The 25,749-nt window shown below is 48.7% G+C and carries 21 protein-coding genes and 4 tRNA genes; 14 read left to right on the top strand and 11 right to left on the bottom strand.

What is annotated here, in order from left to right:
* The first annotated feature begins 14 nt into the window (after nucleotides 1-14).
* The 9 genes from ACTHTU_RS05165 to ACTHTU_RS05125 all read left to right on the top strand — a co-directional run bounded on the left by ACTHTU_RS05165 (nucleotide 15) and on the right by ACTHTU_RS05125 (nucleotide 6,692).
* Nucleotides 15-1,016, top strand: a complete 1,002-nt coding sequence (locus tag ACTHTU_RS05165) for a hypothetical protein (RefSeq protein WP_440361957.1) — start codon at nucleotides 15-17, stop codon at nucleotides 1,014-1,016.
* Nucleotides 1,017-1,071: 55 nt separating this feature from the next.
* Nucleotides 1,072-2,133 carry a hypothetical protein gene (locus tag ACTHTU_RS05160; RefSeq protein ID WP_440361956.1) on the top strand — a complete coding sequence of 354 codons (1,062 nt, stop codon included), beginning with the start codon at nucleotides 1,072-1,074 and terminating at the stop codon, nucleotides 2,131-2,133.
* On the top strand, nucleotides 2,134-3,171 hold the full coding sequence (locus ACTHTU_RS05155; protein WP_440361955.1) for a glycosyltransferase family 8 protein: 1,038 nt from the start codon (nucleotides 2,134-2,136) through the stop codon (nucleotides 3,169-3,171). It begins immediately after the preceding gene.
* 44 nt (nucleotides 3,172-3,215) lie between these two features.
* Complete coding sequence (gene fabG, locus ACTHTU_RS05150) at nucleotides 3,216-3,962, top strand: 3-oxoacyl-ACP reductase FabG (RefSeq protein WP_440361954.1); 747 nt, start codon at nucleotides 3,216-3,218, stop codon at nucleotides 3,960-3,962.
* Between the two features lie 268 nt (nucleotides 3,963-4,230).
* On the top strand, nucleotides 4,231-6,213 hold the full coding sequence (locus tag ACTHTU_RS05145) for a cation:proton antiporter domain-containing protein (RefSeq protein WP_440361953.1): 1,983 nt from the start codon (nucleotides 4,231-4,233) through the stop codon (nucleotides 6,211-6,213).
* Nucleotides 6,214-6,282: 69 nt separating this feature from the next.
* Nucleotides 6,283-6,358, top strand: a tRNA-Val gene (locus tag ACTHTU_RS05140).
* A gap of 33 nt (nucleotides 6,359-6,391) precedes the next feature.
* Nucleotides 6,392-6,468: transfer RNA gene (locus ACTHTU_RS05135), tRNA-Asp, on the top strand.
* A 39-nt stretch (nucleotides 6,469-6,507) separates the two neighbouring features.
* A tRNA-Val gene (locus tag ACTHTU_RS05130) sits at nucleotides 6,508-6,583 on the top strand.
* A 32-nt stretch (nucleotides 6,584-6,615) separates the two neighbouring features.
* Nucleotides 6,616-6,692, top strand: a tRNA-Asp gene (locus tag ACTHTU_RS05125).
* Between the two features lie 294 nt (nucleotides 6,693-6,986).
* Here the strand turns inward: ACTHTU_RS05125 and dacB are convergent.
* Entirely contained in the window at nucleotides 6,987-8,399 is a 1,413-nt protein-coding gene (dacB, locus tag ACTHTU_RS05120; protein ID WP_440361952.1) for a D-alanyl-D-alanine carboxypeptidase/D-alanyl-D-alanine endopeptidase, read from the bottom strand.
* Between the two features lie 70 nt (nucleotides 8,400-8,469).
* Nucleotides 8,470-9,897, bottom strand: a complete 1,428-nt coding sequence (locus tag ACTHTU_RS05115; protein WP_440361951.1) for an MFS transporter — start codon at nucleotides 9,895-9,897, stop codon at nucleotides 8,470-8,472.
* A gap of 136 nt (nucleotides 9,898-10,033) precedes the next feature.
* Between ACTHTU_RS05115 and ACTHTU_RS05110 the strand changes: the two genes are divergently transcribed.
* From ACTHTU_RS05110 to ACTHTU_RS05100, 3 genes are all read left to right on the top strand, one after another.
* Nucleotides 10,034-10,600: an NADPH-dependent FMN reductase gene (locus ACTHTU_RS05110; RefSeq protein WP_440361950.1), complete on the top strand. Its 567-nt coding sequence runs from the start codon at nucleotides 10,034-10,036 to the stop codon at nucleotides 10,598-10,600.
* Nucleotides 10,601-10,746: 146 nt separating this feature from the next.
* On the top strand, nucleotides 10,747-11,424 hold the full coding sequence (locus ACTHTU_RS05105; RefSeq protein ID WP_440361949.1) for a response regulator: 678 nt from the start codon (nucleotides 10,747-10,749) through the stop codon (nucleotides 11,422-11,424).
* A gap of 29 nt (nucleotides 11,425-11,453) precedes the next feature.
* Complete coding sequence (locus ACTHTU_RS05100) at nucleotides 11,454-12,767, top strand: sensor histidine kinase (protein WP_440361948.1); 1,314 nt, start codon at nucleotides 11,454-11,456, stop codon at nucleotides 12,765-12,767.
* A 129-nt stretch (nucleotides 12,768-12,896) separates the two neighbouring features.
* On the opposite strand, the gene aroB is transcribed toward ACTHTU_RS05100, so the two are convergent.
* The 7 genes from aroB to pilM all read right to left on the bottom strand — a co-directional run bounded on the left by aroB (nucleotide 12,897) and on the right by pilM (nucleotide 19,744).
* Entirely contained in the window at nucleotides 12,897-13,976 is a 1,080-nt protein-coding gene (aroB, locus tag ACTHTU_RS05095; protein WP_440361947.1) for a 3-dehydroquinate synthase, read from the bottom strand.
* A gap of 22 nt (nucleotides 13,977-13,998) precedes the next feature.
* Nucleotides 13,999-14,511 (bottom strand): shikimate kinase, encoded by a 513-nt coding sequence (locus ACTHTU_RS05090; RefSeq protein WP_440361983.1) that lies wholly within the window; start codon nucleotides 14,509-14,511, stop codon nucleotides 13,999-14,001.
* A 131-nt stretch (nucleotides 14,512-14,642) separates the two neighbouring features.
* Nucleotides 14,643-16,775 carry a type IV pilus secretin PilQ gene (gene pilQ / locus ACTHTU_RS05085; protein ID WP_440361946.1) on the bottom strand — a complete coding sequence of 711 codons (2,133 nt, stop codon included), beginning with the start codon at nucleotides 16,773-16,775 and terminating at the stop codon, nucleotides 14,643-14,645.
* 20 nt (nucleotides 16,776-16,795) lie between these two features.
* Nucleotides 16,796-17,338 carry a pilus assembly protein PilP gene (locus ACTHTU_RS05080; protein WP_440361945.1) on the bottom strand — a complete coding sequence of 181 codons (543 nt, stop codon included), beginning with the start codon at nucleotides 17,336-17,338 and terminating at the stop codon, nucleotides 16,796-16,798.
* Between the two features lie 15 nt (nucleotides 17,339-17,353).
* Nucleotides 17,354-18,025, bottom strand: a complete 672-nt coding sequence (locus ACTHTU_RS05075; protein ID WP_107867827.1) for a type 4a pilus biogenesis protein PilO — start codon at nucleotides 18,023-18,025, stop codon at nucleotides 17,354-17,356.
* A complete protein-coding gene (locus ACTHTU_RS05070) occupies nucleotides 18,025-18,648 on the bottom strand; it encodes a PilN domain-containing protein (protein WP_440361944.1) in 624 nt (207 codons plus the stop codon). Before ACTHTU_RS05070 ends, ACTHTU_RS05075 begins: the two co-directional genes overlap by 1 nt.
* Nucleotides 18,649-18,652: 4 nt before the next feature.
* On the bottom strand, nucleotides 18,653-19,744 hold the full coding sequence (pilM, locus tag ACTHTU_RS05065; protein ID WP_039862505.1) for a type IV pilus assembly protein PilM: 1,092 nt from the start codon (nucleotides 19,742-19,744) through the stop codon (nucleotides 18,653-18,655).
* Nucleotides 19,745-19,897: 153 nt separating this feature from the next.
* Here pilM and ACTHTU_RS05060 point away from each other — a divergent pair, with 153 nt between their 5' ends.
* Complete coding sequence (locus ACTHTU_RS05060; RefSeq protein WP_440361943.1) at nucleotides 19,898-22,294, top strand: penicillin-binding protein 1A; 2,397 nt, start codon at nucleotides 19,898-19,900, stop codon at nucleotides 22,292-22,294.
* A gap of 60 nt (nucleotides 22,295-22,354) precedes the next feature.
* Nucleotides 22,355-23,191 carry a PHP domain-containing protein gene (locus ACTHTU_RS05055; RefSeq protein ID WP_440361942.1) on the top strand — a complete coding sequence of 279 codons (837 nt, stop codon included), beginning with the start codon at nucleotides 22,355-22,357 and terminating at the stop codon, nucleotides 23,189-23,191.
* A gap of 166 nt (nucleotides 23,192-23,357) precedes the next feature.
* Here ACTHTU_RS05055 and ACTHTU_RS05050 read toward each other — a convergent pair whose 3' ends face one another.
* Complete coding sequence (locus ACTHTU_RS05050) at nucleotides 23,358-24,800, bottom strand: surface lipoprotein assembly modifier (protein WP_440361941.1); 1,443 nt, start codon at nucleotides 24,798-24,800, stop codon at nucleotides 23,358-23,360.
* A 107-nt stretch (nucleotides 24,801-24,907) separates the two neighbouring features.
* A complete protein-coding gene (locus ACTHTU_RS05045; protein WP_377073670.1) occupies nucleotides 24,908-25,648 on the bottom strand; it encodes a Slam-dependent surface lipoprotein in 741 nt (246 codons plus the stop codon).
* Nucleotides 25,649-25,749: the final 101 nt, after the last annotated feature.

Here is a 25,749-nt window from a genome sequence, read left to right as displayed (position 1 = left end):
AATCCGAATACATTATGAAAAAAACCATTATTCTTGCCGTTCCCTACATGTACGGACTGGATCAATGTATCGAAAAAAATCTGCGTTTTCTTGGTTTTAATGTCATTAATCTGTGCTATGACGACCGAGATTCCTATTATCCGAACTTAGGCAGCAGACTCAAAAACCTCTACCACAAACACATCACCAAAGACGGCAACTATAAAAAATACCTCAAATACAGCCGCCACCTCGACGACATTCAGCAAAAATTGGCCTTGCTAAACGGCAAAAAAGCCGATTATGCGCTCTGTATCCGCGCCAATATTTACCCCAAAGAGATTATCGCCACCATCCGCGAACACAGCAATGTTTGCGTGAATTATCAATGGGATGGCGTAGGCCGCTTCCCAGACATTATTGAATATTTGGATTATTTTGACCAATGCTGGGTTTTCGACCCCGACGATATTCAAAAATATCCACAATGCCATTTCAAAGCCACCACCAATTTTTACTTTGACTTTCCCGTAGCGGAATATGCGCCCACCAACAAACTCTACTTTTTAGGCGGCTACGAATTTAGACGCGAAGAGCAAACCAAACGCTTTATCCAAGAAACCGAACGCCTCAACCTACCCTTGGATTTTCATATCTACTGCAAAGACGACAGGGCTGAAAAAGCCTTCGGACACAACGGCATCCGCTATCTCGACCGCAGCAGCATCCTCAGCTTTGAAGAAAACCTCAGCCAAGTGCAAAGTTGCGGTGCAGTCGTCGATTTTGCACAATTCGAACATTACGGCTTATCATTCCGTATCTTTGATGCGTTGCGTTTCGATAAAAAACTGATTACCACCAACAAACATATCTTGGAAACCGACCTATACCACCCAGACCTCGTGTTCGTATGGGACGGCGGTAATTTAGACGCATTGCCTGAATTTTTGGCACGTCCGTATCAGCAACCTGCCCCTGAAATCAAAGCCTATTATTCGTTTACACAATGGCTAAACCGCCTGCTCGGCATTGATTAACTCTATTGCCTATGGCAAATATACCTGCCTGACAAAATATTATATTGAATACATTATGAGTAAGAAAAAAGTCATTCTCGCCATGCCGGAACTCTTCAAAATCCACGAACTCATTATTGAGAACTTGGAGAAATGCGGATTTGAAGTGCTGTCCCTGACCTATGAAGAAAAAGAGTTCAAATACAAAAATGTATTTCAACGGCTGAAAAAAATCTGGTATCGAAATATTCTTGGACAAAAAGACTTCAAAAAACGGACCATGTTCCGCGCCGTAGAAGAACGCCTCAATACCCTGTTAAGCGAACATCCCGAACAAGCGGATTATTGCTTCATGATTTGGCTGGGCGCCTACCCGAAAGACTTCATCGCCAAGCTCAGAGCGCATTCAAAATTGATGGTGTACTACAACTGGGAAGCCCTGACCTTCTTAAAAGAAGACTTCGACAACATCGAATTTTTCGACAAATTTTACTTTTTCGATCCATTTGACCAAGGCAAACACCCCGAATACACCGAAAAACTCTTTCCAACCACCAGCTTCTACTTTGACAGCTTCAGGCCGTCTGAAAACCCGCAAAACAAAATCTTGTTTATCGGTTCGTACGCTGCCGACCGCAACAATGACATCCGTGCATTTTGCGAAGCTGCGCGTTCAATCGGTTTAGAAATAGATTTCCGCTTGGCCAGTAAGAAAATCGAAGAAGAAAAAGCGGCTTTAGGCATTCCCGAAGTCGAGTTCTTCTCATTTGAAAACGCCCTCTCCTATCGTCAAAACTTAGAAGAAGCGGCCAAATCCTCCGTATTGGTAGATTTCCTCAACCGCAAGCACTACGGCCTCTCTTTACGGATTTTCGAAGCGATCGGTTTAGACAAAAAACTGATTACGACCAATCCGACCATCGTACATTACGATTTTTATCACCCGAACAATATGTTCTACTGGAATGGAAGCAACCTTGACGAACTCAAAGCCTTCCTGACCTTGCCGTATGTACCGCTTGCCCCCGGTCTGAAACACAAATACAGCTTCAGCAACTGGATCAGCTGCGCATTTGATATTGAACCGAATATCCCTATCGGATTACCTGAATCGATAGAGAAGTTGTGGAGAATTTAAATGTTTAATCGAGAAAAATTAGTATTAGAAACTGTTCATATCCGCAAACGAGAATTCATTGAACAGCCGAAACATATTGTTTATGCAGCCGATCAAAACTATATCAAACACATCGGCACTGCGTTACTTTCTGTGCTGCAAAACAATACCAGTCCAATACATTTTCATTTGTTAGTTAGCGGTTCAGAAGGTTATGATTTTAATATTTTTAATCAAATTGAAACATCAAATCAAAACTACTCAATAAGCGTTTACCATTTAAATACAGAATACTTTTCTACCCTGCAAACTACCCATTATTTTACTATCGCTATGTATTACCGTATGAGTATCCCTTGCTTATTAAAAGGTATTGCTCATACTGCACTTTATCTAGATACTGATGTACTGTGCTTGGGTAACATTGATGATTTATTTGAAATCGACATTTCAAATTCTTTGATTGCCGCCGTACCTGATGCAATCTTATACAGAGCATATATAAAACAACTCAATCAATTTGGTTTTACAGATACTGAGCCTTATTTCAACTCTGGGGTCATTCTATTCAATATTGACAAATGGAATGATATGGCAATAGATAAAATTTTGTCTGAAAAAATGCAAGCCGTAGAAAAACAGAATTTTAAACTCTCCTGTCCAGACCAAGATATTTTGAATTTAGCCTGTATAGGTCATGTACACTGGCTTTCAGAAAACTTTAACTGGATACATTGGCATCAAAAATACAGTGAATTAATCGACAATCCCAACAATATCCGCTTAGTCCATTTTGTTGGCCATATCAAACCGTGGCATCAATTAGGCTTCCACCCTGCATATGATCAATATTTTAAGAATTCCCCATGGAATAACGGATATCTAGAACAACCTCTATCAACTTGGTTGCCCTTTCCAAATCCTAAAAGGAAATTTAGACAAGTAGCCAAACGGCTTTGGAAACAAGGACAAAAAAAGCAAGCATGGGCATACTACAGAGAATATTTATTACGAAGAATCAACAAACGACGGTATCAAGCACCCTCCCCAGGTAAATAAGGCCGTCTGAAACCATTTTCCCAATCGCAATTAAGGAATAAAACATGAGTACACAAGATTTGAGCGGCAAAATCGCTTTGGTAACCGGCGCATCGCGCGGTATTGGTGCGGCGATTGCCGATACTTTGGCTGCGGCCGGTGCAAAAGTTATCGGTACAGCCACCAGTGAGAGTGGCGCGGCTGCAATCGGCGAACGCTTGGCACAATGGGGCGGCAAAGGCCGTGCTTTGAATTCTGCCGAGCCTGAAACCATCGAAAACCTGATTGCCGACATCGAGAAAGAATTCGGCAAACTGGATATTCTGGTCAACAACGCCGGTATTACCCGCGACAACCTCCTGATGCGCATGAAAGAGGAAGAGTGGGACGACATCATGCAGGTCAACCTCAAATCCGTCTTCCGCGCATCCAAAGCCGTATTGCGCGGCATGATGAAACAGCGTGCCGGCCACATCATCAACATCACATCTGTTGTCGGCGTGATGGGCAATGCCGGCCAAACCAACTATGCAGCCGCAAAAGCAGGCTTAATCGGCTTCTCCAAATCTATGGCGCGTGAAGTCGGCAGCCGCGGCATTACCGTCAACTGCGTCGCCCCCGGCTTTATCGACACCGATATGACCCGCGCCCTGCCGGAAGAAACCCGCAAAACCTTTGAAGCGCAAACTTCTTTGGGCAAATTCGGTGAAGCGCAAGATATTGCCGATGCAGTCTTATTCTTGGCTTCGGATCAGGCAAAATACATTACCGGTCAGACACTTCATGTCAACGGCGGCATGTTGATGCCTTAAACCGTTTGTTTATTTAAAGGCCGTCTGAATATTTCAGACGGCCCTTTTTGTCAATCAAAACACTACTTTACATTCTATCTTGATATAATCTTAATAATCCGTTAGATAACGCTCGAAACAGTAAGTCCAAATAAGCATGATACGGGAAATCAAATTGCAGAAATGAAGTTCATTCTGTGCGTTTTTATTTGGGTTTGCTGTCGGTTTTCGACGTGTTTCAGACGGCCTATATAACAATAGCTACTTTTAACGAAAGGCCGCCCACTCTATGCACGAATTCTCCCTCGGTCCCATTGTCATTGTCCTGTTGGTTTCCGTCATTACGGTTATCTGCTGTCGCAAGTTCAACATTCCTTCCATGCTCGGTTATCTTTTGGTCGGTTTTATTGCCGGCCCGGGTATGTTCAAACTGATTCCGCAAAGCCACGCTACCGACTATTTGGGCGAAATCGGCATTGTATTCTTGATGTTCAGCATCGGTCTTGAATTCTCCCTACCCAAACTCAAAGCCATGCGTCGCCTCGTATTCGGCTTGGGCGGTTTGCAAGTCATCATTACCATGCTCTCGATTATGGGCATTTTGATGGCAATGGGCACGCCGTTTAACTGGGCGTTTGCCACTGCGGGCGCACTGACCATGTCGTCCACCGCCATCGTCAGCCGCATTCTGTCGGAGAAAACCGAGCTGGGTCAGCCACATGGACAAATGGCCATGGGTGTTTTGCTGATGCAAGATATTGCCGTGGTACCGCTGATGATTCTGATTCCGGCACTTGCCGGCGGCAGCGAAGGCAACTTGTGGGTAGAGCTGGGCTTAGCCGGCTTGAAAATGTTGCTGACCTTGGGTATTTTGTTCGTTATCGGCAGCCGTGTGATGTCTCGCTGGTTCAGACTGGTTGCCAAACGCAAATCGTCCGAACTCTTCATGATCAACGTTTTGCTGGTTACTTTGGGCGTGGCCTATCTGACAGAGCTTGAAGGCCTGTCTATGGCATTGGGCGCATTCGTCGCCGGTATGCTGCTTTCCGAAACCGAATACCGTATTCAGGTGGAAGACGACATCCGTCCATTCCGCGATATCCTGCTGGGCTTCTTCTTCATTACCGTCGGTATGAAGCTCGATATTCAGGCGCTGATCGGCAACTGGCAGCAAATCCTGATTTTGTTGGCAATCCTGTTGATTTTAAAAGCACTGGTCGTCTTCATCATCGCTTTGCGCATGAAAAACCCTACGAGCGACAGCCTCAAAAGTGCGCTTTATTTGGCACAAGGCGGCGAGTTCGGCTTCGTGATGCTGGCTATTTCCAGCAAAATCAATATGGTTTCGCCCGAATTGGAACAAGCAGCCACTGCAGCCGTCTTGCTCTCCATGATTGCCGCACCATTCATTTTGGGCAGCAGCGATGCCATCGTCAGCCGCTTCGTCAAATCCGACTGGGACATGAAAGCCTTGGACTTACACTCCATGCTGGTGGAAACCATGAGCAAATCCGAACACGTCCTGATTATCGGTTTCGGACGCGGCGGCCAATCGGTTGCCCGTGTATTGGCGCAAGAAGGCATCCCCTACTTTGCCCTTGACTTGGACATTGCCCGCGTACAAGTGGCACGCAACGCAGGCGAGCCGGTTTCCTTTGGTGATGCCAAACGCCGTGAAGTCTTGGAAGCCGCCGGCTTGGGACGCGCCAAAATGGTGGTCATCACGCTGAACAATATGCATGAAACACAACATGTTCTCGGCAACATCATGTCTATGCATCCGAGCATGCCGGTTTATGTTCGCGCTACGAATGACGATTATGTCAAAACCTTTACCGAAATGGGTGCAGAAGAAACCGTTTCCGATACCAAAGAAACCAGCCTGGTGCTGGCAAGCTATGCCATGTTGGGTCACGGTCTCTCTTACAACCATGTTTATCAAACCATAACCCACATCCGTCACAGCCGCTATGCATCTTTGCAAGACTTGTTTGTCGGCAGTGATGATGACAGTTTCTCCGACGAAGACAGCAAGGCCGTCTGCCGCCATGCCTTCCCATTGCAAGGCGAGGCACACGCCATCGGCAAAACCATCCGTGAATTGCCATTGGCAGCGCATTATCTGAAACTATTGTTTATCCGCCGCAATACCGGAAAAATCCAGGACCTTGACCCTGATTTCGTTCTGGAAGCCAGCGATATTTTGGTTGTTGCAGGCAAGCAGGAAGAAATTATTTCCTTTGAAAACTGGTGCTTGCAGGGAGATATCTAATAATCGGCAAATAAATCTTGCGCGTATCAGGATTTTTTGGTTTAATAGCGTCTTCGCAATTTTGCGCATGGGTGATTAGCTCAGTTGGTAGAGCGTCTGCCTTACAAGCAGAATGTCGGCGGTTCGACTCCGTCATCACCCACCAAGTTTCTTTTTCATTGTCTTTGACAGTGAATGCGCGGTGGTAGCTCAGTTGGTTAGAGTACCGGCCTGTCACGCCGGGGGTCGCGGGTTCGAGCCCCGTCCGCCGCGCCATTATTTAAAAATACTGATTTCTCAGTATCTCCCTTTTTCGGGTGATTAGCTCAGTTGGTAGAGCGTCTGCCTTACAAGCAGAATGTCGGCGGTTCGACTCCGTCATCACCCACCACTTTCCTTTTCATTGTCTCTGACAGTGGATGCGCGGTGGTAGCTCAGTTGGTTAGAGTACCGGCCTGTCACGCCGGGGGTCGCGGGTTCGAGCCCCGTCCGCCGCGCCATCAAGTTAAAAATAAGAAATACCGGTTTTTACCGGTATTTTTTTCGTCTGTACCCTATGCCTTTTTATAAAAAAATCCAGCTATTTAGATACATATAAAACAGGGCAACGCAATAAAGCAGACATATGGTTTAAATCCTAAAAGATCATCTATCTCAAGCTGATTTACACCAAACGCTTATTCATCAAATCCCTATATCATCTATTCAAAATAGACATAAATACTTGCTTCCCCTTCTTACACAAAGGCCGTCTGAAAACGTCAATACATTTTCAGACGGCCTTTTTTAGCTTATCAAGCCTGATACCTAATCATGCAGGAAGCCTTAGCATCAATCCAATGTTCGCCACCGGGCTGAACAATTTTAGACACCAGCTTATCCAAGTCGCGTAAATAATCGGTCGATTTTTGGCTGTTAATAATAACGACAACCAGCAACGGCTTTTCGCCCAACCAATACCCAGCCAATGCGCGGACATCTTTAAGCGTACCGGTTTTAAGGCGCAGGTTTTCACCAGGCTGTTTTAAGCGTGTTTTAAGCGTGCCATCTTTACCGGCAATCGGCAGCGTACTGATAAACTCGTTTTTAAACGGGCTGAAGTAGGCTTTTTCCAACATTTGCGCCATCATGCGTGCATTGAGCCGTTCAACGCGGGACAGGCCTGAGCCGTTTTCCAACACCAGCCCTTCCGTATTGATACCGGCAACCGCCAGCTCGCTTTTTACGATAGAGGCGGCCTTAGTCTGCGCCAGTTTGTAATCAGACATGTTTCCGGCAAATTTAAGGAAAACCGAACGGGCAATCAGATTATTGGAATGCTTGTTCATATCGGTGAGAATATCGGTAAGTGGTTTGGAGAGATGGCTTGCCAACACATGCGCGTCATGAGGCGCGACACCTGTTGTCAGGCCGTCTGAAACCGTACCGTCTTGTTGACGCCATTGGTTCACAAAACTTTTGCCGACATATTCTTTCATGCTGTACATATTCAGATACAGCTCTTTGCCCAAGCAGCTTTCCGGCAGCTTGCCCGATACGGTCAGCGTATTGTTTTTATAGGCAGTCTTCATGTAGTTTTTTAAAACACTGCACTTCCCTTCCTTATCTTCAAGCGTCAATCTGTTTTGAATGTTCAGATTCGGCAGCGGCGGATTGGTACGGATGACCAAGCTTCCGTCTTCTTCTTTTGCAGCACGAAGCTCAACGGTTTTATACGCCAACATATTGGGATCGGGCGGCGTCATAAAACTTTCGGCAGAATCGGAAGCAAAATCATCCGGATTCTTCACATCGCCCCACAGGCTGCGGTCGAGTATCAGATGTCCGTCAATATGGCGTATGCCCTTATCGCGCATCTGTTGCTGCATTTGCACCAAATCATGCTGGTCAAACACAGGATCGCCGCTCCCCACCCAATACACATTGCCTTTCAACGTATCGCCTTTGATTGGGCCGTTGGTTTTAAACTCAGTTTTCCAACGATAATCACCGCCCAACATACGAAACGCGGTAAACGCCGTTACCAGCTTCATGGTCGAAGCAGGATTGCGCAATTCATCGGCACGGTGTTCGGCAATCACTTTGCCGCTGTCCAATTCCTGCACATAAACAGAAATCTCATTTTCAGGAATACGCCCGAAATCCAAAGCCCATGACGGACAAACCGCCATCATCAGGCCGATTGATAAAATACATTTTAACTTCATTGTGTTACAAAATCTTATAAATTCTTACGAGGTGCTTAGGCCGTCTGAACGTTTCAGACGGCCTTTTTCTTTATTTCTGATGCGCTTTCAAACGTAAAGCAAACATGACGACCACAACACCGACAACCAAAGCGCAACCCATCGCCAAATGGATACCGTCCAGCATTGCCTGTTGCGGCATATCTGCGCTGGAAAGTTTCTCGCCGATATTGGTCGCACCGACGAAAAACGCCGCGCCGATGGCACCGGCAATCGGGTTGATGGTAGTCAAAATTGCCGCACCGTGCGGATTGAGCGTTTTCGGCAACGCGTTCAGACCATGGGTTTCGCCGGTTACACAAGCAGACACGGAAAGCGCCAATAGCGTAAACATCGCCGTCAGCATCACCACCTGCGTATCAATTTGTAAAAACAGCCACAATACCGACAGCGACACCACCAGCATCACTGTTGCTGGCAAAACGACAAAGCGTCCGCCCTTTTTGTCCAACAATTTGCCGAACAAAGGCGCGGCAACCGCTTGGGCAATACTGGCAGGCATCAGGATCAGGCCGGTTGCCGTACCGGTCAGCATCAACACTTGCTGCGTATACATCGGCACCATCAGTTCCAAACCCAAGAACAGGAATATCGCACCGGCCAAAATCACAACGCAATATCTGAACTGTTTGTATTCAAACGCACGAAGGTTCAACAACGGCGTAGCCAAACGGAACTGACGGTGCGCAAACCACCCCACCAGCACAACGGAAGCAGCAAAGAGCAGGATAAATTCCACCAGCGGCATATGGGCAAAATTACTGCTCGCATAAACCAGCCCGCCGAAGCCCGCAATTGACAACACGGCCGACAACATATCAATTTTCGGACGGCTGATGTTACTCAAATTGACTGTCAAATATTTACCCACCAGCACCATCGCCGCCAACATAAACGGCGCGGTAAAGCCAAACAGTACGCGCCAATGCGTATGGTCGATGATGATGCCCGACAGCGTCGGCCCCATTGCAGGCGCGGCGGTAAACATCATGGTAATGACGCCCATCGCCGTTCCGCGCTTGTTGGGCGGGAAAATCGACAATACGCCGTTAAACAGAAGCGGGACAAAAAACGCGGCAGACACTGCCTGCACCATCCGACCGACCACCAATACGCCAAACGTCGGTGCAAACGCGCAAATCAGCGATCCTGCTAAAAACGTTGCCTGCGTAAACAGCACCATTTTGCGCGTTTCAAACCATTGAATCACGCCTGCCGTAATCGGCGTAAATGCCCCCATGACCAGCAAAAAGCCCGTCGTCAGCCATTGAACCGTGGTCTTATCGACACCGAAATCTTTCATAATCGGCGTGAGCGCGACATTCAGCAGCGTGTCGTTGAGATAGCCGAAAAATGCGCCGATGAATAAGGTGGCGACAATGGTTTTAGCAGGAAAGTCGGGGTTGTCGGCATAGTATTCGTGTGCCGTTACGTCCTCTTGCGAATCAGAAGCGTGCATAATAATTTGAAATATCAGCGAAACCGTTATTTTAGCATAAACCGTTTTGACAGGCCGTCTGAAACCTTGACCGCTTCCCCAGATAACACTAAAATTTAAAATTGTTTTCATTTTTATTATTAAACAGGAGAAAAACATGTCAAAGAAAGTCAGCATCTTGATCGGCAGCCTGCGTAAAGGCTCGTTTGCACGAAAAATCGCACAAAACGTCATTCCCATGTTCCCCGAAGGCTACGAAGCGCAAATCGTCGAAATCGGCCATTTGCCTTTATACAACTTCGACTACGACGATCCTGCCGTTACCGACTTCCCCACTCCATCCAGCTATACCGAATTCCGTGAAACCATCAAAGCCTCTGCCGGCGTATTGTTCGTGACTTCTGAAAACAACCGTACCGTCCCAGCATGCCTGAAAAACGCCATCGACATCGGCTCCAAACCCAATGCCGATGTTGCCTGGAAAAAAACACCGGCCGGCATCATCAGCCATTCTGTCGGCAAAATGGGCGGTTATAGCGCGCAAAAAAATCTGCGCCTTGCCCTCTCATATTTCGATATGCCGCTGACCGGCCAACCGGAAGTGTTCCTCGGCAACTCTCCAACCCTGTTTGACGACAACGGCCAGCTCATCGAATCTGCGCGCGGCTTTGTTCAAGGCTATATCGACCAATTGGTTGCCTTGATTGAGAAAAACCCTAAATAATCGGGATTGAAGCATACAGGCCGTCTGAAAACCGAATTTCAGACGGCCTCTTCTTTTGCAAAAAATCAGTTTTTCGATAGTTCCTAAATTTTTACTAATTGAGTGCAGTTATAATCACTATCCACCCATCCTCACGGAGAACTTCCATGCGCGTATTATTGGTTGAAGACGATGCCATGATTGCCCAAGCCGTCAGTGCCAATCTGAAAGACACCGGCTACGCTGTCGATTGGGTCAGCCGCGGTTCGGAAGTTGCCGCAGCAGTGGCGGCGCAGGCATACGATTTACTGCTCTTGGATTTGGGTTTGCCCGGCAAAGACGGTTTGGACGTATTGGCGCAAATCCGCAGCAGAGGCTGTACCGTGCCCGTCTTAATCGTGACCGCGCGCGACGATTTGCACAGCCGGCTCAACGGCCTAGACGGCGGCGCAGACGATTACATCGTCAAACCCTTCGACATGGCGGAACTGCAAGCCCGTATGCGCGCCGTATTGCGCCGACACGGCGGACAGGCGCAAACGCTGCTGAGCAACGGCATCATCACGCTCAACCCTTCCACCCATCAGGCGGAAGTGGTCGGGCAGGAACAGGCCATCATGCTCAGCAACAAAGAATTTGCCGTCCTCCAAGCCCTGCTGCTGCGTCCGGGCATGATTCTGTCGCGCAGCGATTTGGAAGACAAAATCTACGGCTGGGGTGAAGAAGTCGAAAGCAACGCCGTTGACTTCCTGATTCATGCCTTACGCAAAAAACTCGGCAAAGAAGCGATTCAAAACGTCCGCGGGGTCGGCTGGCTGGTTGCACAAAACAACCAGGTCGTCTGAAAAACCACAACAATATCAACACACAAACCATGCAACGCCTTATCCACACCATCAAACAATCCCTGCAAGTCCGAATCAGCCTTGCCCTGATCTGCATGCTCCTACCCCTCTCCATCCTTGCAGGCATATTTTCATATTACGATACTTATCACGAGACCCAAGAGGTTCAAGACGACCTGTTGCGCCAAGTCGCGAACTATCTCGACCCGAGCGATGCCGATGACGAGAAACACTCACTCGACAACGACAACAAGATTTCCGTTCAATTTCCCAATACGCCCAACCCCATTGTCAGCCTGCCTGAGAAAATTTCAGACGGCCTGCACACCATTCAGGCTGATGACGATGACGATTACTACCGCGTTTATACCCGCACTACCAAGCAAGGCCGCATCACCGTCATGCAGGAAAGCGACTACCGCGAAGAGCTAGCCGAAATGGCCGCCGTACAGAGCATCCTCCCCATGCTCCTCGCCCTGCCCCTGATTATCCTGCTCACCGTCTGGATTACCCACCGCACCATGCGTTCCGTCAAAACCCTGTCCAACGATTTGGAACAGCGCCAAATCAACGACCTCTCGCCGATGGACACGCAAGACATTCCCAGCGAAATCCAAGGCTTTGTCGTTGCCATCAACAACCTGTTGCAACGTACTGACGAAAACGTCCGCCAACAGCAACGCTTTATCGCTGATGCCGCACACGAATTGCGCAGCCCCATGACCGCCCTTTCCCTTCAGGCAGAGCGGCTCAACAATATGCAGCTGTCCGCCGAAGCGCGCGAGCAGTCCGCCCTGTTGCAACAAAGCATACAGCGCAACCGCCACCTGCTCGAGCAACTCCTCTCCCTCGCACGCGTCCAAGCACCCGAAACCCAACGCCCCAAAACCTTGATCAGCCTGCAAAACCAGTTCCGCCGCGTCTTGCAGGAACTCATGCCACTGGCGCTGGCCAAAGGTCAAGACATCGGCGTTGCCGTTGAAAACGACTGCCAAATCCACGCCGACGACACCGAAATCTACACCCTCATCAAAACCTTTACCGACAACGCCATCCGCTACACCCCTAAAGGCGGCCGCATCGATTTGGGCTTTGATGAAACCGCCGAATACCTCAACATTTGGGTGGAAGACGACGGCCCCGGCATTCCCCCAAGCGAACGCCAACGCGTTATCGACCCCTTCTACCGCATTCTCGGCACCGAACAACAAGGCACTGGACTTGGTTTGTCCATTGCAGACACCATTGTCAAACGCCATCAAGGCCGTCTGAAACTGGCCGACAGCCGACGCTTTGACAGCGGCTTATTGATTATTGCCGAGTTGGATAAAAAGACGCTTTAAATAATCGACCCACCCAAATTGGTCTATCTAGCTTTAATCCGATAAATGAAGGCGTTTTAAAACCAAAGGCCGTCTGAAAATGACTTTCAGACGGCCTTTTTATATTTTAAAGCAAACTTCATTCATTCCTCACAAATACGGTTGCAAGGTTTGGCGGAGGATTTCCATATCGGTAATTTCGGTGATATTGGCTTTGCCCAAGTATTCCAAGCCGACAAAACGCATGATGCCGCTGCTGACTTTTTTGTCGTGGCTCATGTGTTCTATCCATTTTTCAAATGAGAAAACAGGCGGTGCGGACGGGAGGGAGGCGGCTTCCATTAAAGTGGCAATTCGGTCGGTGTCGGCTTGTTGGGTTTTGCCCAAAATTTGCGACAAACGGGAAGCGAGGACACAACCGGCGGCAACAGCTTCGCCGTGCAGCCATACGCCGTAGCCCATTTCAGCTTCGATGGCATGGCCGAAAGTGTGGCCGAGATTAAGCCATGCGCGGATGCCCTGCTCGGTTTCGTCTTGGGCAACAATATCGGCCTTCATTTTGCAGCAATGGTAAACGGCTTCTGCCATTTTTTCTTGGTGTTGTGCCATCAGGTCAGCCATATTTTCTTCCAACCAAGCAAAAAATTCAGCATCGCCCAATGCGCCGTATTTGATGACTTCGGCCATGCCTGCGGAAAGTTCGCGTTGCGGCAGCGTTTGCAGGGCGGTCAAATCGGCCAGAACGGCTTGCGGCTGGTAGAACGCGCCAATCATGTTTTTACCGAGCGGATGGTTAATGGCAGTTTTACCACCGACCGAGGAATCGACCTGGCTGAGCAATGTGGTCGGCACTTGGATAAAAGGTGCGCCACGCTGATAAGTCGCTGCGGCAAAGCCGACCATATCGCCTATCACGCCGCCGCCTAAAGCGATTAAAGTGGTTTTGCGTTCGGCACGGTTTTGCATCAGACCATCGTAAATCAGGTTGAGCGTCTGCCAGTTTTTATATTCTTCACCGTCAGGAAGGATGATGCTGAAATGCGGCACGCCCAGTCTGTCTAAGGCCGTCTGAAGCTGTTTGAGGTAAAGCGGCGCAACGGTTTCGTTGGTAATGATGGCTGCTTTTTTGCCTAAATAGGGCTGAAGCAGCGTATCGGCCTGCTCAATCAGTTTATGTCCGATAAAGATGGGGTATTGATGGGACGGGGTTTGGACAGTCAGTGTGCGCATGGTATTCCTTTGCAAAGCGTATTTATTCGCCTAAAGCCTGTATCAGGCGTTTGAGCGTTTTGTGACAGCTGTCGGATTCGATGACGAGATGGGCGGTTTGACGGTACAGCGTATCGCGTTGGTCATACAGCTCTTGCAGTTTGGCCAAAGGATCGGCAACTTGCAACAGCGGCCGGTTGCTGTCGTAACGGGTACGCTCCAGCAAGGTTTCAGGGCTGGCATGCAGATAAACAACCATGCCGTTTTGGCGCAAAATCTGTCTGTTTTCACTGCGTAATACGGAGCCGCCACCGGTCGATAAAACGATGTTGCGCCGGGAAGCGAGCTTTTTCAGCATATTGGTCTCGCGGTTGCGGAAGCCTTCCTCCCCTTCCATCTCAAAAATGGTCGGAATGGATACGCCCGAAGAAGTGCAGATTTCGTAGTCGCTGTCGTAAAACGGGTATTCAAACATTTGGGCAAGCTGCTTGCCCAAAGTGGTTTTTCCCGCGCCCATCAGCCCGATTAAAATTAAATTGCCGTTGATTTTTTCCATGTGGGTCATTTTATACGATATGGTGGTTTCGTGGAAAAGTTCGTCGTTTTTCAGACAGCCTTTCATCTCAGGCCGTCTGAAAACCAAAACAGGCATACCTTTGCAGATATGCCTGTTTGTCATTCTAAAGATTAGTAACGCAGATTGTTACCCACATTATCCATAATGCGCGGCGTGATAAAGATCAACAGCTCACGGCGGTTTTCACGTTTGCCGCGTGATTTGAACAGATTGCCGACAACAGGAATATCGCCCAAAACAGGTACTTTGTTCACTGCATTGGTGCTTTCTTCTTCGTAAATACCGCCGACAATCAGCGTGCCGCCATCTTCAACCATGGCTTGGGTATTCAAGTGTTTGGTGTTGATACACTTGGTTGTCAGAGAATCTACGGTACAGTCGATCGGGGTATCGCGATTAATCTTCACAGTCATGATGATTTGACCGTCAGGCGTAATATTCGGCGTTACGGTCAAGCCCAAAACGGCTTTCTTGAAGGTAATCGAAGTCGCACCGCTGGAAGAAGCTTCTTGGTAAGGAATTTCCGTACCGGATTCAATTTTGGCTTCTTTGCGGTCTTGTGTCAGCACACGCGGATTGGAAATGGTTTTGCTCTTACCTTGTTCTTCAGACGCGCTGATTTCCAAACCCAATGCACCGGACGAGAACGCACGCACCAGCGCAATGCTGTTGACTGCGGCTGCGGTCGGCAGGCTGACGTTCGGATCCAAAGACCAAGTAGGATAGCGGACATCACCACGGTTAAACGAGGCATTGGTATTGTAGTTGGTTTGTGCATTGCTCCAGTTGCTGCCCCATGCGTTACGGCCACTTGCACCACCTGAACCGAATTTAACGCCCAAATTACGGAAGAAGGTATCTTCTGCTTCCACAATACGGGCTTCCACCATTACTTGACGGGTTGGAACGTCCAATTCATCAATCAGTTTGCGGAATTTCTCAATCACGCCGCGGTTGTCGGTCACGATCAGCGTATTGGTGGCCGGATCGATTAAGGCGCTACCTCGGTTGCTCAACAGAGTATTGCGGGTATTGGAATTATTGCTGTCGTATTCTTCCAAACGCAGAATTTTGCGGAATTCTTCTACGTTTTTGTATTTCAACTGGAAGGTTTGAGAATACAGCGGACCCAATTCGGCAATCTCTTTTTCAGCCTGCAAGAAGGCTTTGTCTTTTGCCAACAATTCATCACGAGGTGCGATATTGATGATGTTGCCTTGACGGCGCATATCCAAATTGCGCGCCTGCATAACCAAATCCAAAGCCTGATCCCAAGGTACATCTTTCAAGGACAGGGTCATGGTGCCTTTGACGGTATCGCTGGCAACAATATTCACACCGGATTCTTTCGCCAAAATCTGCAAGATGGTACGAACTTCTACATCTTGAAAATCCAAAGAAATTTTACGGCCTTTGAACGATTTGTTCGCATTGTGGTTCAAGCCGCCGGATTCGGTATTGGCGGCTTTAGGCGATACTTCAAATACAAAACGGCCGGAAGAAGCTTTGGTATTGATGTCCCAATTCGCATTATTATTGCGGATAATGAGCTGGGTAGAATTGCCGATACGCTTAAGCGTAACGTTTTGTACAGGGGTATTGAAGTCAGCCACATCCAAACTGCGTTGCGCTTGTGTCGGTAGCGTATGGTTTTTCAAGGTCACAACCACGCGATCGCGCTGCTGTTTAATGTCCGGCTGTCCGCTGAAACCAGGGGCAGACAATTCAATAATGCCGGAATTGCGTGCGCCTTTGCGGAAATCGATATTGGCGGCCGAAACGGCTTGATAAGCCTGAGTAGCGCGCGCAGTAGACGGTGTAGCCACACGTTCATTGGCAACGGCAGCATTGGTTTGGTCAGTAGATTCGTTTACAAATACCCAAACTTCGTTGCCACGAATCTCAGTATTGTATTGGCTGATTTTGTTCAAACCCAAAACCACGCGTGCACGGTCATTGTTTTGCGCCGCAGTAATTTGATTCAGCAATGGGTCTGCATATTCCAAAACAGGCTGAGGCAAACGGATATTGGTGTTGGCAAAATCCAATGCGATACGCGCCGGAGTAGATGTTACAAAACCATGAGGTGTAGTGACGTCTTTGTCGAAACGGATTTTGATGATTTTTTGGTTGTCAGGCAAAGTGGAAACGTTGATATCGGTAATATTGCCTGCAAAGGCCGTCTGAACAGCGAGGGCAACGCTGAAGCCGGCAAATAATTTTGTCATGTGTTTGGTTTTCATAATCGAGTGAGACCCCTAAATTAATTTGAATTCGAACTATCTGAGCTATTGGAAGAATCCGCGTCTTTGCTGCTCAACGGCAATTCGGCCTTCCGGTACACCCAGTTGCCGTAGCTGTCTTCAACTTGCTCGGTCAGGATAATTTTATCTTCAGTAATACTTTGGATTCTGCCGTAATTCTGACCGATGTAGTTTCCAGGATAAACGGTATAAACATGGTCGTTGACCTTAATAAATCCGGAAACTTTGCCGCCGCTTTGCAGCGTTCCGACAAAGGCCATATTTTCCAGACTGAAGGCTTCCAATGTTTCTTTCGGACGGTTCACATCCGGCGCATTGCCACCTTTAGGGGCAGTGTCCAAACGGCGTGAATCAAACGCATTCAAGCCTTTAAAATTTGGAGGGTTATACGGCTTGGGCAATGTAACCGTCGGCTCTTCAAATGGAATAATCTTGGACTTCGCCTCCTGACGGGTTTGCGTCATCCATTGAGTCAAATCTTCATAGCTTTGCGTGCAGGCTGCCAAGGGAAGAAGACTTAAGAGTAAGATGATTTTTTTCATGATTTCCCTATTCTTTTATTTTTGCTCATTCTCGGCAGGTTTGCCTTCTTCTTGTGCCTGTTGCGCAGCCAATTCGGCAGCAATCTCTTCAGCCGGACGTGCTTTGTAAGTCGTCGCAATCGCGCTCAATGTCAACTCGCCTTTAGTACCTTTACCTTCTTTGTCCTCACCTGCGTTCACGAGTTTTAAAGAATCTAAAGTAATAATGCGCGACAAATCGCCTACATCACGGGTAAATTGGCTGATCTGTGAGTATTTGCCTGTGATGGAAATCTGATACGGCAGTTTTTGAATCGGACCATCGTTTTCAGGTTGAAGCGGTGCAACGCTATCCAAACGCAGTCCGTTGGTTGAACCTGCCTGATGCAATTCTTGAATCAGGTTCGGAATTTCCGCGTCAGTCGGCAATTGTTTCAACAAAACGTCGAATGCAGAACGGATCGAAGCCAATTCAGCTTTCAAATTGTTCAAGCTTGCCGCCTGAATGCTTTTACGCGTAAAGGTTTCCTTCAACTCTTCTTCTTTGGCTTCCTGCGTATTCAAGGTTTCAATCTGATCTTTAAATACGCCGACATAGCCCAAAGCCAACATACCGACAATCAATAAACCTGCCAGCAAAAGTTTTGAAGGCATATTGAGAAGGTACAGGTTTTGCACGTCCAATTGTTTCAGGTTTTTAGATGCCATTATTGAGCCTCCGGAGCAGGTTCTGCCACAGGTTCGGCCGTTTCACCGCTGCTTTGGGCAGTCGGTGCAGGAGCCGGCGTATTCACTTGGTTGATTGAAGATTTCAAAGTAAATTCTTGGTAGTTATCTACTTTTTTAATGCTCAACAATTCAGGCTGCAAGAAAATACCTGTGCTTGGCAGGGAGCGCATCATAACGGCGATTTTATTGTCGCTGATGGCATGACCGCTGATTTTATAGCTGGCCGCACTTTCTGCTTCCAACGCAGTCAAATAAGTATTATCGGGCGTAAGCGCATTCAAAGAATCAAGGATATAAGCCGCTTGATAGCGTTTTTCCTGTAACTCTTCAACTTTCAGTTTTTTGGCCAAGAAGGCTTCTTTTTCTTGCTGAAGTTTATCGATTTCGCCCAATTCTCTATCAAGTCTGTCGATTTCGGTTTGCAGGAAGTTGTTGCGGCCTTCTTGATTGCTGATGGCGCTGTCAATACCAAGATAGGTAGCGGCCGCCAAGCCCAAACCCACTGCAAAAGCACCAAGCATCAATACTTTGAATTGCTGCTGCTTGCGCTGTTTAATCTCTTCCCGATATGGGAGAAGGTTGATTCTGGTTAATTCGATCATGTTCTCAAAGTCCCCTTAATGCCAATCCGAACGCCAAAGTCAGTGACGGCGCATCAATTTGAAACTGCGGCAATTCTACTTTTGCACTGCGTTCCACATATGAAATCGGATGCAGATATTCTGTTGGCGTATTGGTTTGCGAGAAAATGCTTTCTGCCAAACCTGCCTGCTGCGCGGTAAAGCCGGTCAGCAGGATGTGTTTGATATTGTGAAAAGAATCAGTGGCCTGTGTGGTATAGTAAAATTGCAGAACACGCTGAACTTCTTGCGCAACCTGTACATTAAAACGGTCGGCAATCTGAGACTGGTAGTCGGAAGGCTTGTTTTGAGAAGCCATCATTTGTGCGGCTTTTTCTTCCGTTACCTGATAAGTACGCTGAATCAGCTGATTGAGCTGCTCTGTACTGACCGGCGTTTCTTGTTTGTAAAGAATACGGCCGTTTTGCAGAATCAGGGCATACATTTGAGTCGCATGAATGCCGAACACGGCAACTTTTTCCTCTGCCATTTCGGGAGCATGCGTATTCATCCAATAGACGAAGGCATTGCGTTGCGCCAGCAAGTCCAAGTCCAAAGCAGACAAAGGCAGACCGGCATTTTCAAACATTTCAATGCGTGGCTCGACATCGTCTTTTTTGGCGGCAACAGCTAAAACATGCTGACCCGAACCGACTTCTTCAGCTTGAAAGTCGTAGTTCATTTCTTCAATAGGCGCAAATTGGCCGACTTCCGCCTCGATAAACTCTTCCAAGTCCAAATCGGTATCACGCGGGTTGTAAATAATTTGCTCGACTGTCGCCAAATTTTGTGGTACAGCAGCAACAATATTTTTGCAAGAACTGCGTAATTGTGTGTAAGTATGTTGGATGTAAGTAGCAAGCTGATCGTAGTCTTGAATTTTGTTGCCTTTGACAATATTTTTAGGCAATTTGGTAATAACGTATTTTTCCAGCTGAATTTGGTTTAAACTACGGCCTGTCAGTTGTACCATCTTAATGGCATGTTGGCTGATATCGACGCCGATGGCAGAGCGGTTGTTCAATCCGCTAGAAGCCTTGCCTGTTTTGGTATCTTTCGTGCTTTTAAATAAGCGCATGATTTGACTTCCCTGTATCATTTAGGAGTGAGTAACTGTTTCGTTATCCGTAAAGGACTTCTTATTCTTTACACAGTATTGACTGTGGCTGATAGAAATCGTTTCCCATTTTACTTTATTTATCGCCATTAATGGCAAAATTATTACTTAGTCATGATTAAAAAGATTATAACGACCTGCATGGGTCTCTTATTAGGACTGGCTCTTTTCGGTGTAGGTCTGATTGCAATTGCAATTTTGGTAACCTATCCAAAACTGCCGTCTTTGGACTCTTTACAACACTACAAACCAAAAATGCCGCTGACGATTTATTCTTCAGACGGCCAAGTCATTGGCGTTTACGGCGAACAACGGCGTGAATTTACCAAAATCGGTGACTTTCCCAAAGTTTTGAAAGATGCCGTGATTGCCGCCGAAGACAAACGCTTCTATGACCACTGGGGCGTGGACGTTTGGGGTGTGGCGCGTGCCGCAATCGGCAACGTCATGGCCGGCGGCGTTCAATCCGGTGCCAGTACGATTACGCAGCAGGTTGCCAAAAACTTCTACCTGAGCAGCGAGCGTTCGTTCACCCGTAAATTCAACGAAGCCCTGTTGGCCTACAAAATCGAGCAGTCTTTGAGCAAAGACAAGATTTTGGAGCTGTACTTCAACCAAATCTATTTGGGTCAACGCGCTTATGGTTTTGCATCTGCAGCCCAAATTTATTTCAACAAAAATGTTAACGAGTTAACATTGGCCGAAGCCGCCATGTTGGCCGGCTTGCCCAAGGCCCCTTCCGCCTACAATCCGATTGTAAATCCTGAACGCGCCAAACTGCGTCAGGCTTATATTCTGAATAATATGCTGGAAGAAGGCATGATTACCCTGCAGCAACGCGATCAGGCTTTGAAAGAAGAGTTGCATTACGAGCGTTTTGTACAAAACATCGATCAAAGCGCCCTGTACGTTGCCGAAATGGTGCGCCAAGAGCTATTTGAAAAATACGGCGAAGATGCCTACACGCAAGGCTTCAAGGTATATACCACCGTCGACACCGCACACCAGCGCGTGGCCACCGAAGCCCTGCGTAAAGTTCTGCGCAACTTCGACCGCGGCAGCAGCTACCGCGGTGCAGAAAACTACATTGACCTGAGCAAAAGCGACAACGTAGAAGAAACCGTCAGCCAATACCTTTCTACACTTTACACCGTCGATAAAATGATTCCGGCAGTTGTATTGGAAGCCTCCCGCAAAGGTGTACAGATTCAGTTGCCGAGTGGCCGTAAAGTAACGCTGAACAGCCACGCTTTAGGCTTTGCCGCCCGTGCCGTCAACAACGAAAAAATGGGGGATGACCGCATCCGTCGCGGCTCCGTCATTCGCGTTAAAGGCAGCGGCGATACCTTTACCGTTGTTCAAGAGCCTTTGTTGCAAGGCGCATTGGTATCTTTAGATGCGAAAACCGGTGCAGTCCGCGCATTGGTCGGCGGCTACGACTACCACAGCAAAACCTTCAACCGCGCAACTCAAGCCATGCGCCAACCCGGCTCTACGTTCAAACCGTTCGTTTATTCCGCCGCTTTGGCAAAAGGCATGACTGCTTCTACCATGATTAACGATGCGCCGATTTCCCTGCCGGGCAAAGGTGCAAACGGCAAAGTGTGGAACCCGAAAAATTCAGACGGCCGCTATTCCGGTTACATCACGCTGCGCCAGGCTTTGACCGCTTCGAAAAACATGGTGTCCATCCGCATCCTGATGTCTATCGGCATCGGCTACGCGCAACAATACATCCAACGCTTCGGCTTCAAGCCGTCTGAAATCCCTGCTAGCCTGTCTATGGCTTTGGGTACAGGCGAAACCACACCGTTGCGTATTGCAGAAGGTTACAGCGTCTTTGCCAACGGCGGTTACAAAGTGTCTGCCCACGTCATCGACAAAATCTACGACAGCCAAGGCCGTCTGAGAGCGCAAATGCAACCTTTGGTAGCCGGTGAAAACGCACCTCAAGCCATTGACCCGCGCAACGCCTACATCATGTACAAAATCATGCAGGACGTTGTCCGTGTCGGTACCGCACGCGGTGCAGCCGCACTCGGCCGCTCCGACATCGCCGGTAAAACCGGTACCACCAACGACAACAAAGACGCATGGTTTGTCGGCTTCAACCCTAGCGTTGTGACTGCCGTCTATATCGGCTTTGACAAACCGCGCAGCATGGGTCGTGCAGGTTACGGTGGTACAATCGCCGTACCGGTATGGGTAGAATACATGCGCTTTGCCCTGAAAGGTACCAGCGTCAAACCGATGAAAGCCCCTGAGGGCGTGGTTTCGAACGGTGGCGAAGTGTATATGCGCGAACGCATGACCACCAGCTCCGACCTGGCCTTGGACAACAGCGGCGTTGCTCCGCATCCCGCTCAATCTGCCCGTCGCTCGGTTCCGAATGAAAACCGCCGCCGTGCCGAGAGCGGCAATGCGCCAGCCCGTGAAGAATTAGACGAAACCCCAGTTCTGCCAAGCAATACCGGCAACAATAACAGACAACAACTGGACTCTCTGTTCTAACAAATCAAGGCCGTCTGAAACGTTCAGACGGCCTTTTTTGAGAAAATTCAAAGCAAAACCATGATTGATTTACACTGCCATTCAACCGTTTCAGACGGCATGTTGTCTCCAACCGAAGTTGTCCGACTCGCCCGTCAAAACGGTTGCACCCTGCTCGCCCTAACCGACCACGACCACACCGGCGGACTTGCCGAAGCACGCGCCGAAGCCGATACCCTCGGACTCCCCTTCGTCAACGGCGTGGAAATATCCGTCACTTGGCGCGGCCGCACCATCCACATTGTCGGTTTGGACTTTGACGAACACAACGAAACCCTGCAAAACCTGCTTGCCGAAGTCCGCAAAGGCCGTCTGAAACGATTGGAAGCCATTGCGGCCAAACTGGAGAAAAAAGGCATAACAGGTGCGTATGAAGGCGCACTGGCATTGGCCGCCAATAAAGAAATGGCCAGCCGCACCCACATTGCCGAATTCCTCATCCGCGAAGGCCATGTCAAAAACAAACAGCAGGCATTTACCAAATACCTGGGCGACGGCAAATCCTGTTCCGTCAGACACGAATGGGCCACACTGGAAGACTGTGTAGCCGCGATTACAGGCGCGGGCGGCATGGCCATTATCGCCCACCCGATGCGCTATGAATTATCCGCCACCGCCAAACGAAACCTGTTTCAAGAATTTAAAAATCTCGGCGGCGCAGGGATTGAAGTACACAGCGGCAACTGCTGTAAAAACGACCGCCTCAACTATGCCCTGCTTGCCGACCGCTTCGACTTTCTCGCCAGCGCAGGCAGCGACTTTCACCGCCCCAACGACTTCAGCGGCGGCATACTCGGTGCCTGCCCCGACTTACCCGAACAATGCCGCCCGGTCTGGGAACACTTTAAGGCCGTCTGAATTTTTCTAAATTTCCAAAACGAAAATACAGCCCCTAGTTTTTAAGCAACCTGTTTCCATTGAATCAAAGTTCAACATTCTTAAAATCAGCGTTTCCATCATAAATCAGGCCGTCTGAAAAATACTTTCAGACGGCCTATGCATTTTTATTTCTCTTTACCGCAAATTAAAACGACCTTACCAGTGACAAACCGACTTCGTTTTGTTTGTAGCTGTACAGCCAGTCGGTGTTGCCGTTGACGCGGCGGTGTTTATAGCTGAGGACGGGCTTAAGGTCGGCGAATTTCCAGCGGTCAGCGCCTATGCTGAGACGGTAGGTTTGTTCTTTGTCACGGCGGCGTTGTTCGAGGACAGCATTCTCTTCTCTATGGCTGCGGATGCCGAAGGTAGCAGACACGGAAACGTCGAAACCGGCTTCAAACATTTTTGCCGCACCCAGTCGTGCAGAAATTTGGCGATAGCTGTCCACAGGATCTTTCGTTTTGCGTTGTTGCCAGTCTATGCCGCCGTAGAGCATCAGGTCGCTACGAGGGAAATAAGACAGGGTGTTGTAAACGGAGAGGAGGCTGCCGTCGAGCAAACGGGTTTTGTCTGCATAAGAAAGGTGTTTCCACTCGACTTCGGTGTTCCACGTCCAGCCGCCCTTGTCGAGGTTCCACTCACTGCGCACGCCATAGGCGCGGTTGAGGGTTTTGCCGCCGCTGCCATTCCATTCGACAAGCGGGGCGAGGGCGAAGGTGTGGCGGTGGTTTTCAAACTGGTAGCCTGCGCTGAGGTTGAGCGTGTGTTCGTTGAAGTCTTTATTATGGTCGCGGTAGAAGCGGCCATAGCCGAGCGCGCGGGCAGCGATGCCGTGGTGTCCTTTAATCTGCCAGCGGCGGACGGCGGCAGCTTCGTATTTGATGTCGTTGGCGGAAATGGGTTTATCGCCTGAAAATTCTTCCCAACATTCGCCGTCGATTTCGGTTTTACACCACACTTTGCCGCTGCCTTCATTGATGTTGCTGTTGTGGACGGCGCCGACGGAAAGGCTGCCTTTCCAGCTTTGACGCTGGTTCAAGGCATCTTGGAAATGGGCGATGTTTTCTTTGACGGCTTCAGGCAAGTCTTCATTTTGAAGGCGTGCAAATTCAAAAGAGGCTTCTCGGTTCAGACGGCCTTCAAAAAGCAGGCGTGCGTAATCAAGCCGTCCGCGTGCGAAGTCGGGGGGGCGTTGCAGCAGGGTTTCGTATTCTTGTTTGGCTGTTTTCCACTTACCTTCGCCTCGAGCTAATGAGGCGCGGGCAAACGAAGCGATATCGGGATCGTATTCGCTTTGCTGGGTGTAACGCTCCAGCAGCGGGCGAATGGCTTGCCAATCGCTGCGGTTGACGGCGTTAAACAGTGCCTCGCCTTGGTCGGTTTCGGAATCGCTCTCGGCTGTCTGCCCGGTATGCGGAGCAGAAATATCGAGATGATATTCGCGCACTTTTTGTTCCTGCTCCTGCATGGTTTGGCGGGTATCCTGCCACAAGCGTTGCGCGGTGCGGTCGTCTGAAAAATCAGAACGTGGCGCGGCAAGGACGGGGGCGGAGAGAAGCAGAATCAGGCAGGCAGACGGTTTGTACATGGTGTCGGCTTTCCGGTCGGCGGTTTTCAGACGACCTTGAGAAATTTGGAGGCAAGTGTTTAAAAAAGCCTGCGGATGGCAGGCTTTATTTTACTTAAAGACGAATTTTAGCGTTTTACGCCGCCGTATGCCGTATCCAGATTGCGGTCGGTCTTAAATTTGGCAACACCGGCCAACGCGCTTGCACCGTTGCCGAAGAAGTGGCCTTCGGTTTTACCGAAGTGGCCGTTGGCGCGGGCGTAGCCTTCAAATGATGCGCTGGATGGCTTGATGCGGGAATGGATGTCCATCTGTACAGCGTTATTTTTCATAGAACCGGTCAAGACGCGTTGACCGAAGTCTGCGCGCAAAGTACCAACCATCGGGTTGTTGCCGGTGTAGTTATTGATACCTTTAACTGCGTAGTTGGCTACACCGGATACAGGCATAGAGGTAGCACGTTTGTCGCCGGAGTAGAAAACGCCGCGGTTAGAGCCTTTGGCGTATTCTTTGCCGACCCACTCGCCGTAGTATACTTCAGAGTCACCGCTCTTAATGGTGTTGAACGAATAGCGGCCGAGGTTTTGACGGGTGTATGTGTCGTTAACCTGTACGGTTTTCACGCCATTGCGGTCTGCATTGCCGGGCATACGGTTTACGTTGGTGTAGTACACGCCTGAACGGTAAGCGGCGTGTTTCATCACTTTTTCACCTTCGGCTTCAGATGCAGGCTTGCCCCATTTTTTGCCATATTTGTAGTTTTGGTAACCATAATCAAATGGGTTGTAGTAATTGTTGGCAGCAAATGCGCCTGCGCTGAATACAACAGCCAAAACAGCAGCGGTGGTTTTTTGCAGATTCAGTTTCATTGAACACTCCTTAAGGTAAAACGATGGTGGGGAAAATTATGTTTCGTTGTGAGTAGAACATATCGTTATGTGAGGAGGTCTTTTTGTTCTGCAAAGCATTT

This window comes from Neisseria sp. P0020.S005, from assembly GCF_051957055.1.
Taxonomy (GTDB): domain Bacteria; phylum Pseudomonadota; class Gammaproteobacteria; order Burkholderiales; family Neisseriaceae; genus Neisseria; species Neisseria subflava_A.
The sequence above is the reverse complement of the archived record's forward strand: the minus strand, read 5'-3'. Positions and strand labels throughout refer to the sequence as shown.

Coding starts and splice junctions, on each gene's coding strand:
- ACTHTU_RS05090 (WP_440361983.1), bottom strand. CDS start 14,511: ATGGAAAAAATCAACGGCAATTTAATTTTAATCGGGCTGATGGGCGCG.
- fabG (WP_440361954.1), top strand. CDS start 3,216: ATGAGTACACAAGATTTGAGCGGCAAAATCGCTTTGGTAACCGGCGCA.
- ACTHTU_RS05075 (WP_107867827.1), bottom strand. CDS start 18,025: ATGGCATCTAAAAACCTGAAACAATTGGACGTGCAAAACCTGTACCTT.
- ACTHTU_RS05055 (WP_440361942.1), top strand. CDS start 22,355: ATGATTGATTTACACTGCCATTCAACCGTTTCAGACGGCATGTTGTCT.
- ACTHTU_RS05160 (WP_440361956.1), top strand. CDS start 1,072: ATGAGTAAGAAAAAAGTCATTCTCGCCATGCCGGAACTCTTCAAAATC.
- ACTHTU_RS05105 (WP_440361949.1), top strand. CDS start 10,747: ATGCGCGTATTATTGGTTGAAGACGATGCCATGATTGCCCAAGCCGTC.
- ACTHTU_RS05045 (WP_377073670.1), bottom strand. CDS start 25,648: ATGAAACTGAATCTGCAAAAAACCACCGCTGCTGTTTTGGCTGTTGTA.
- ACTHTU_RS05060 (WP_440361943.1), top strand. CDS start 19,898: ATGATTAAAAAGATTATAACGACCTGCATGGGTCTCTTATTAGGACTG.
- ACTHTU_RS05145 (WP_440361953.1), top strand. CDS start 4,231: ATGCACGAATTCTCCCTCGGTCCCATTGTCATTGTCCTGTTGGTTTCC.
- dacB (WP_440361952.1), bottom strand. CDS start 8,399: ATGAAGTTAAAATGTATTTTATCAATCGGCCTGATGATGGCGGTTTGT.
- pilM (WP_039862505.1), bottom strand. CDS start 19,744: ATGCGCTTATTTAAAAGCACGAAAGATACCAAAACAGGCAAGGCTTCT.
- aroB (WP_440361947.1), bottom strand. CDS start 13,976: ATGCGCACACTGACTGTCCAAACCCCGTCCCATCAATACCCCATCTTT.
- ACTHTU_RS05070 (WP_440361944.1), bottom strand. CDS start 18,648: ATGATCGAATTAACCAGAATCAACCTTCTCCCATATCGGGAAGAGATT.
- ACTHTU_RS05100 (WP_440361948.1), top strand. CDS start 11,454: ATGCAACGCCTTATCCACACCATCAAACAATCCCTGCAAGTCCGAATC.
- ACTHTU_RS05115 (WP_440361951.1), bottom strand. CDS start 9,897: ATGCACGCTTCTGATTCGCAAGAGGACGTAACGGCACACGAATACTAT.
- pilQ (WP_440361946.1), bottom strand. CDS start 16,775: ATGAAAACCAAACACATGACAAAATTATTTGCCGGCTTCAGCGTTGCC.
- ACTHTU_RS05050 (WP_440361941.1), bottom strand. CDS start 24,800: ATGTACAAACCGTCTGCCTGCCTGATTCTGCTTCTCTCCGCCCCCGTC.
- ACTHTU_RS05155 (WP_440361955.1), top strand. CDS start 2,134: ATGTTTAATCGAGAAAAATTAGTATTAGAAACTGTTCATATCCGCAAA.
- ACTHTU_RS05165 (WP_440361957.1), top strand. CDS start 15: ATGAAAAAAACCATTATTCTTGCCGTTCCCTACATGTACGGACTGGAT.
- ACTHTU_RS05080 (WP_440361945.1), bottom strand. CDS start 17,338: ATGAAAAAAATCATCTTACTCTTAAGTCTTCTTCCCTTGGCAGCCTGC.
- ACTHTU_RS05110 (WP_440361950.1), top strand. CDS start 10,034: ATGTCAAAGAAAGTCAGCATCTTGATCGGCAGCCTGCGTAAAGGCTCG.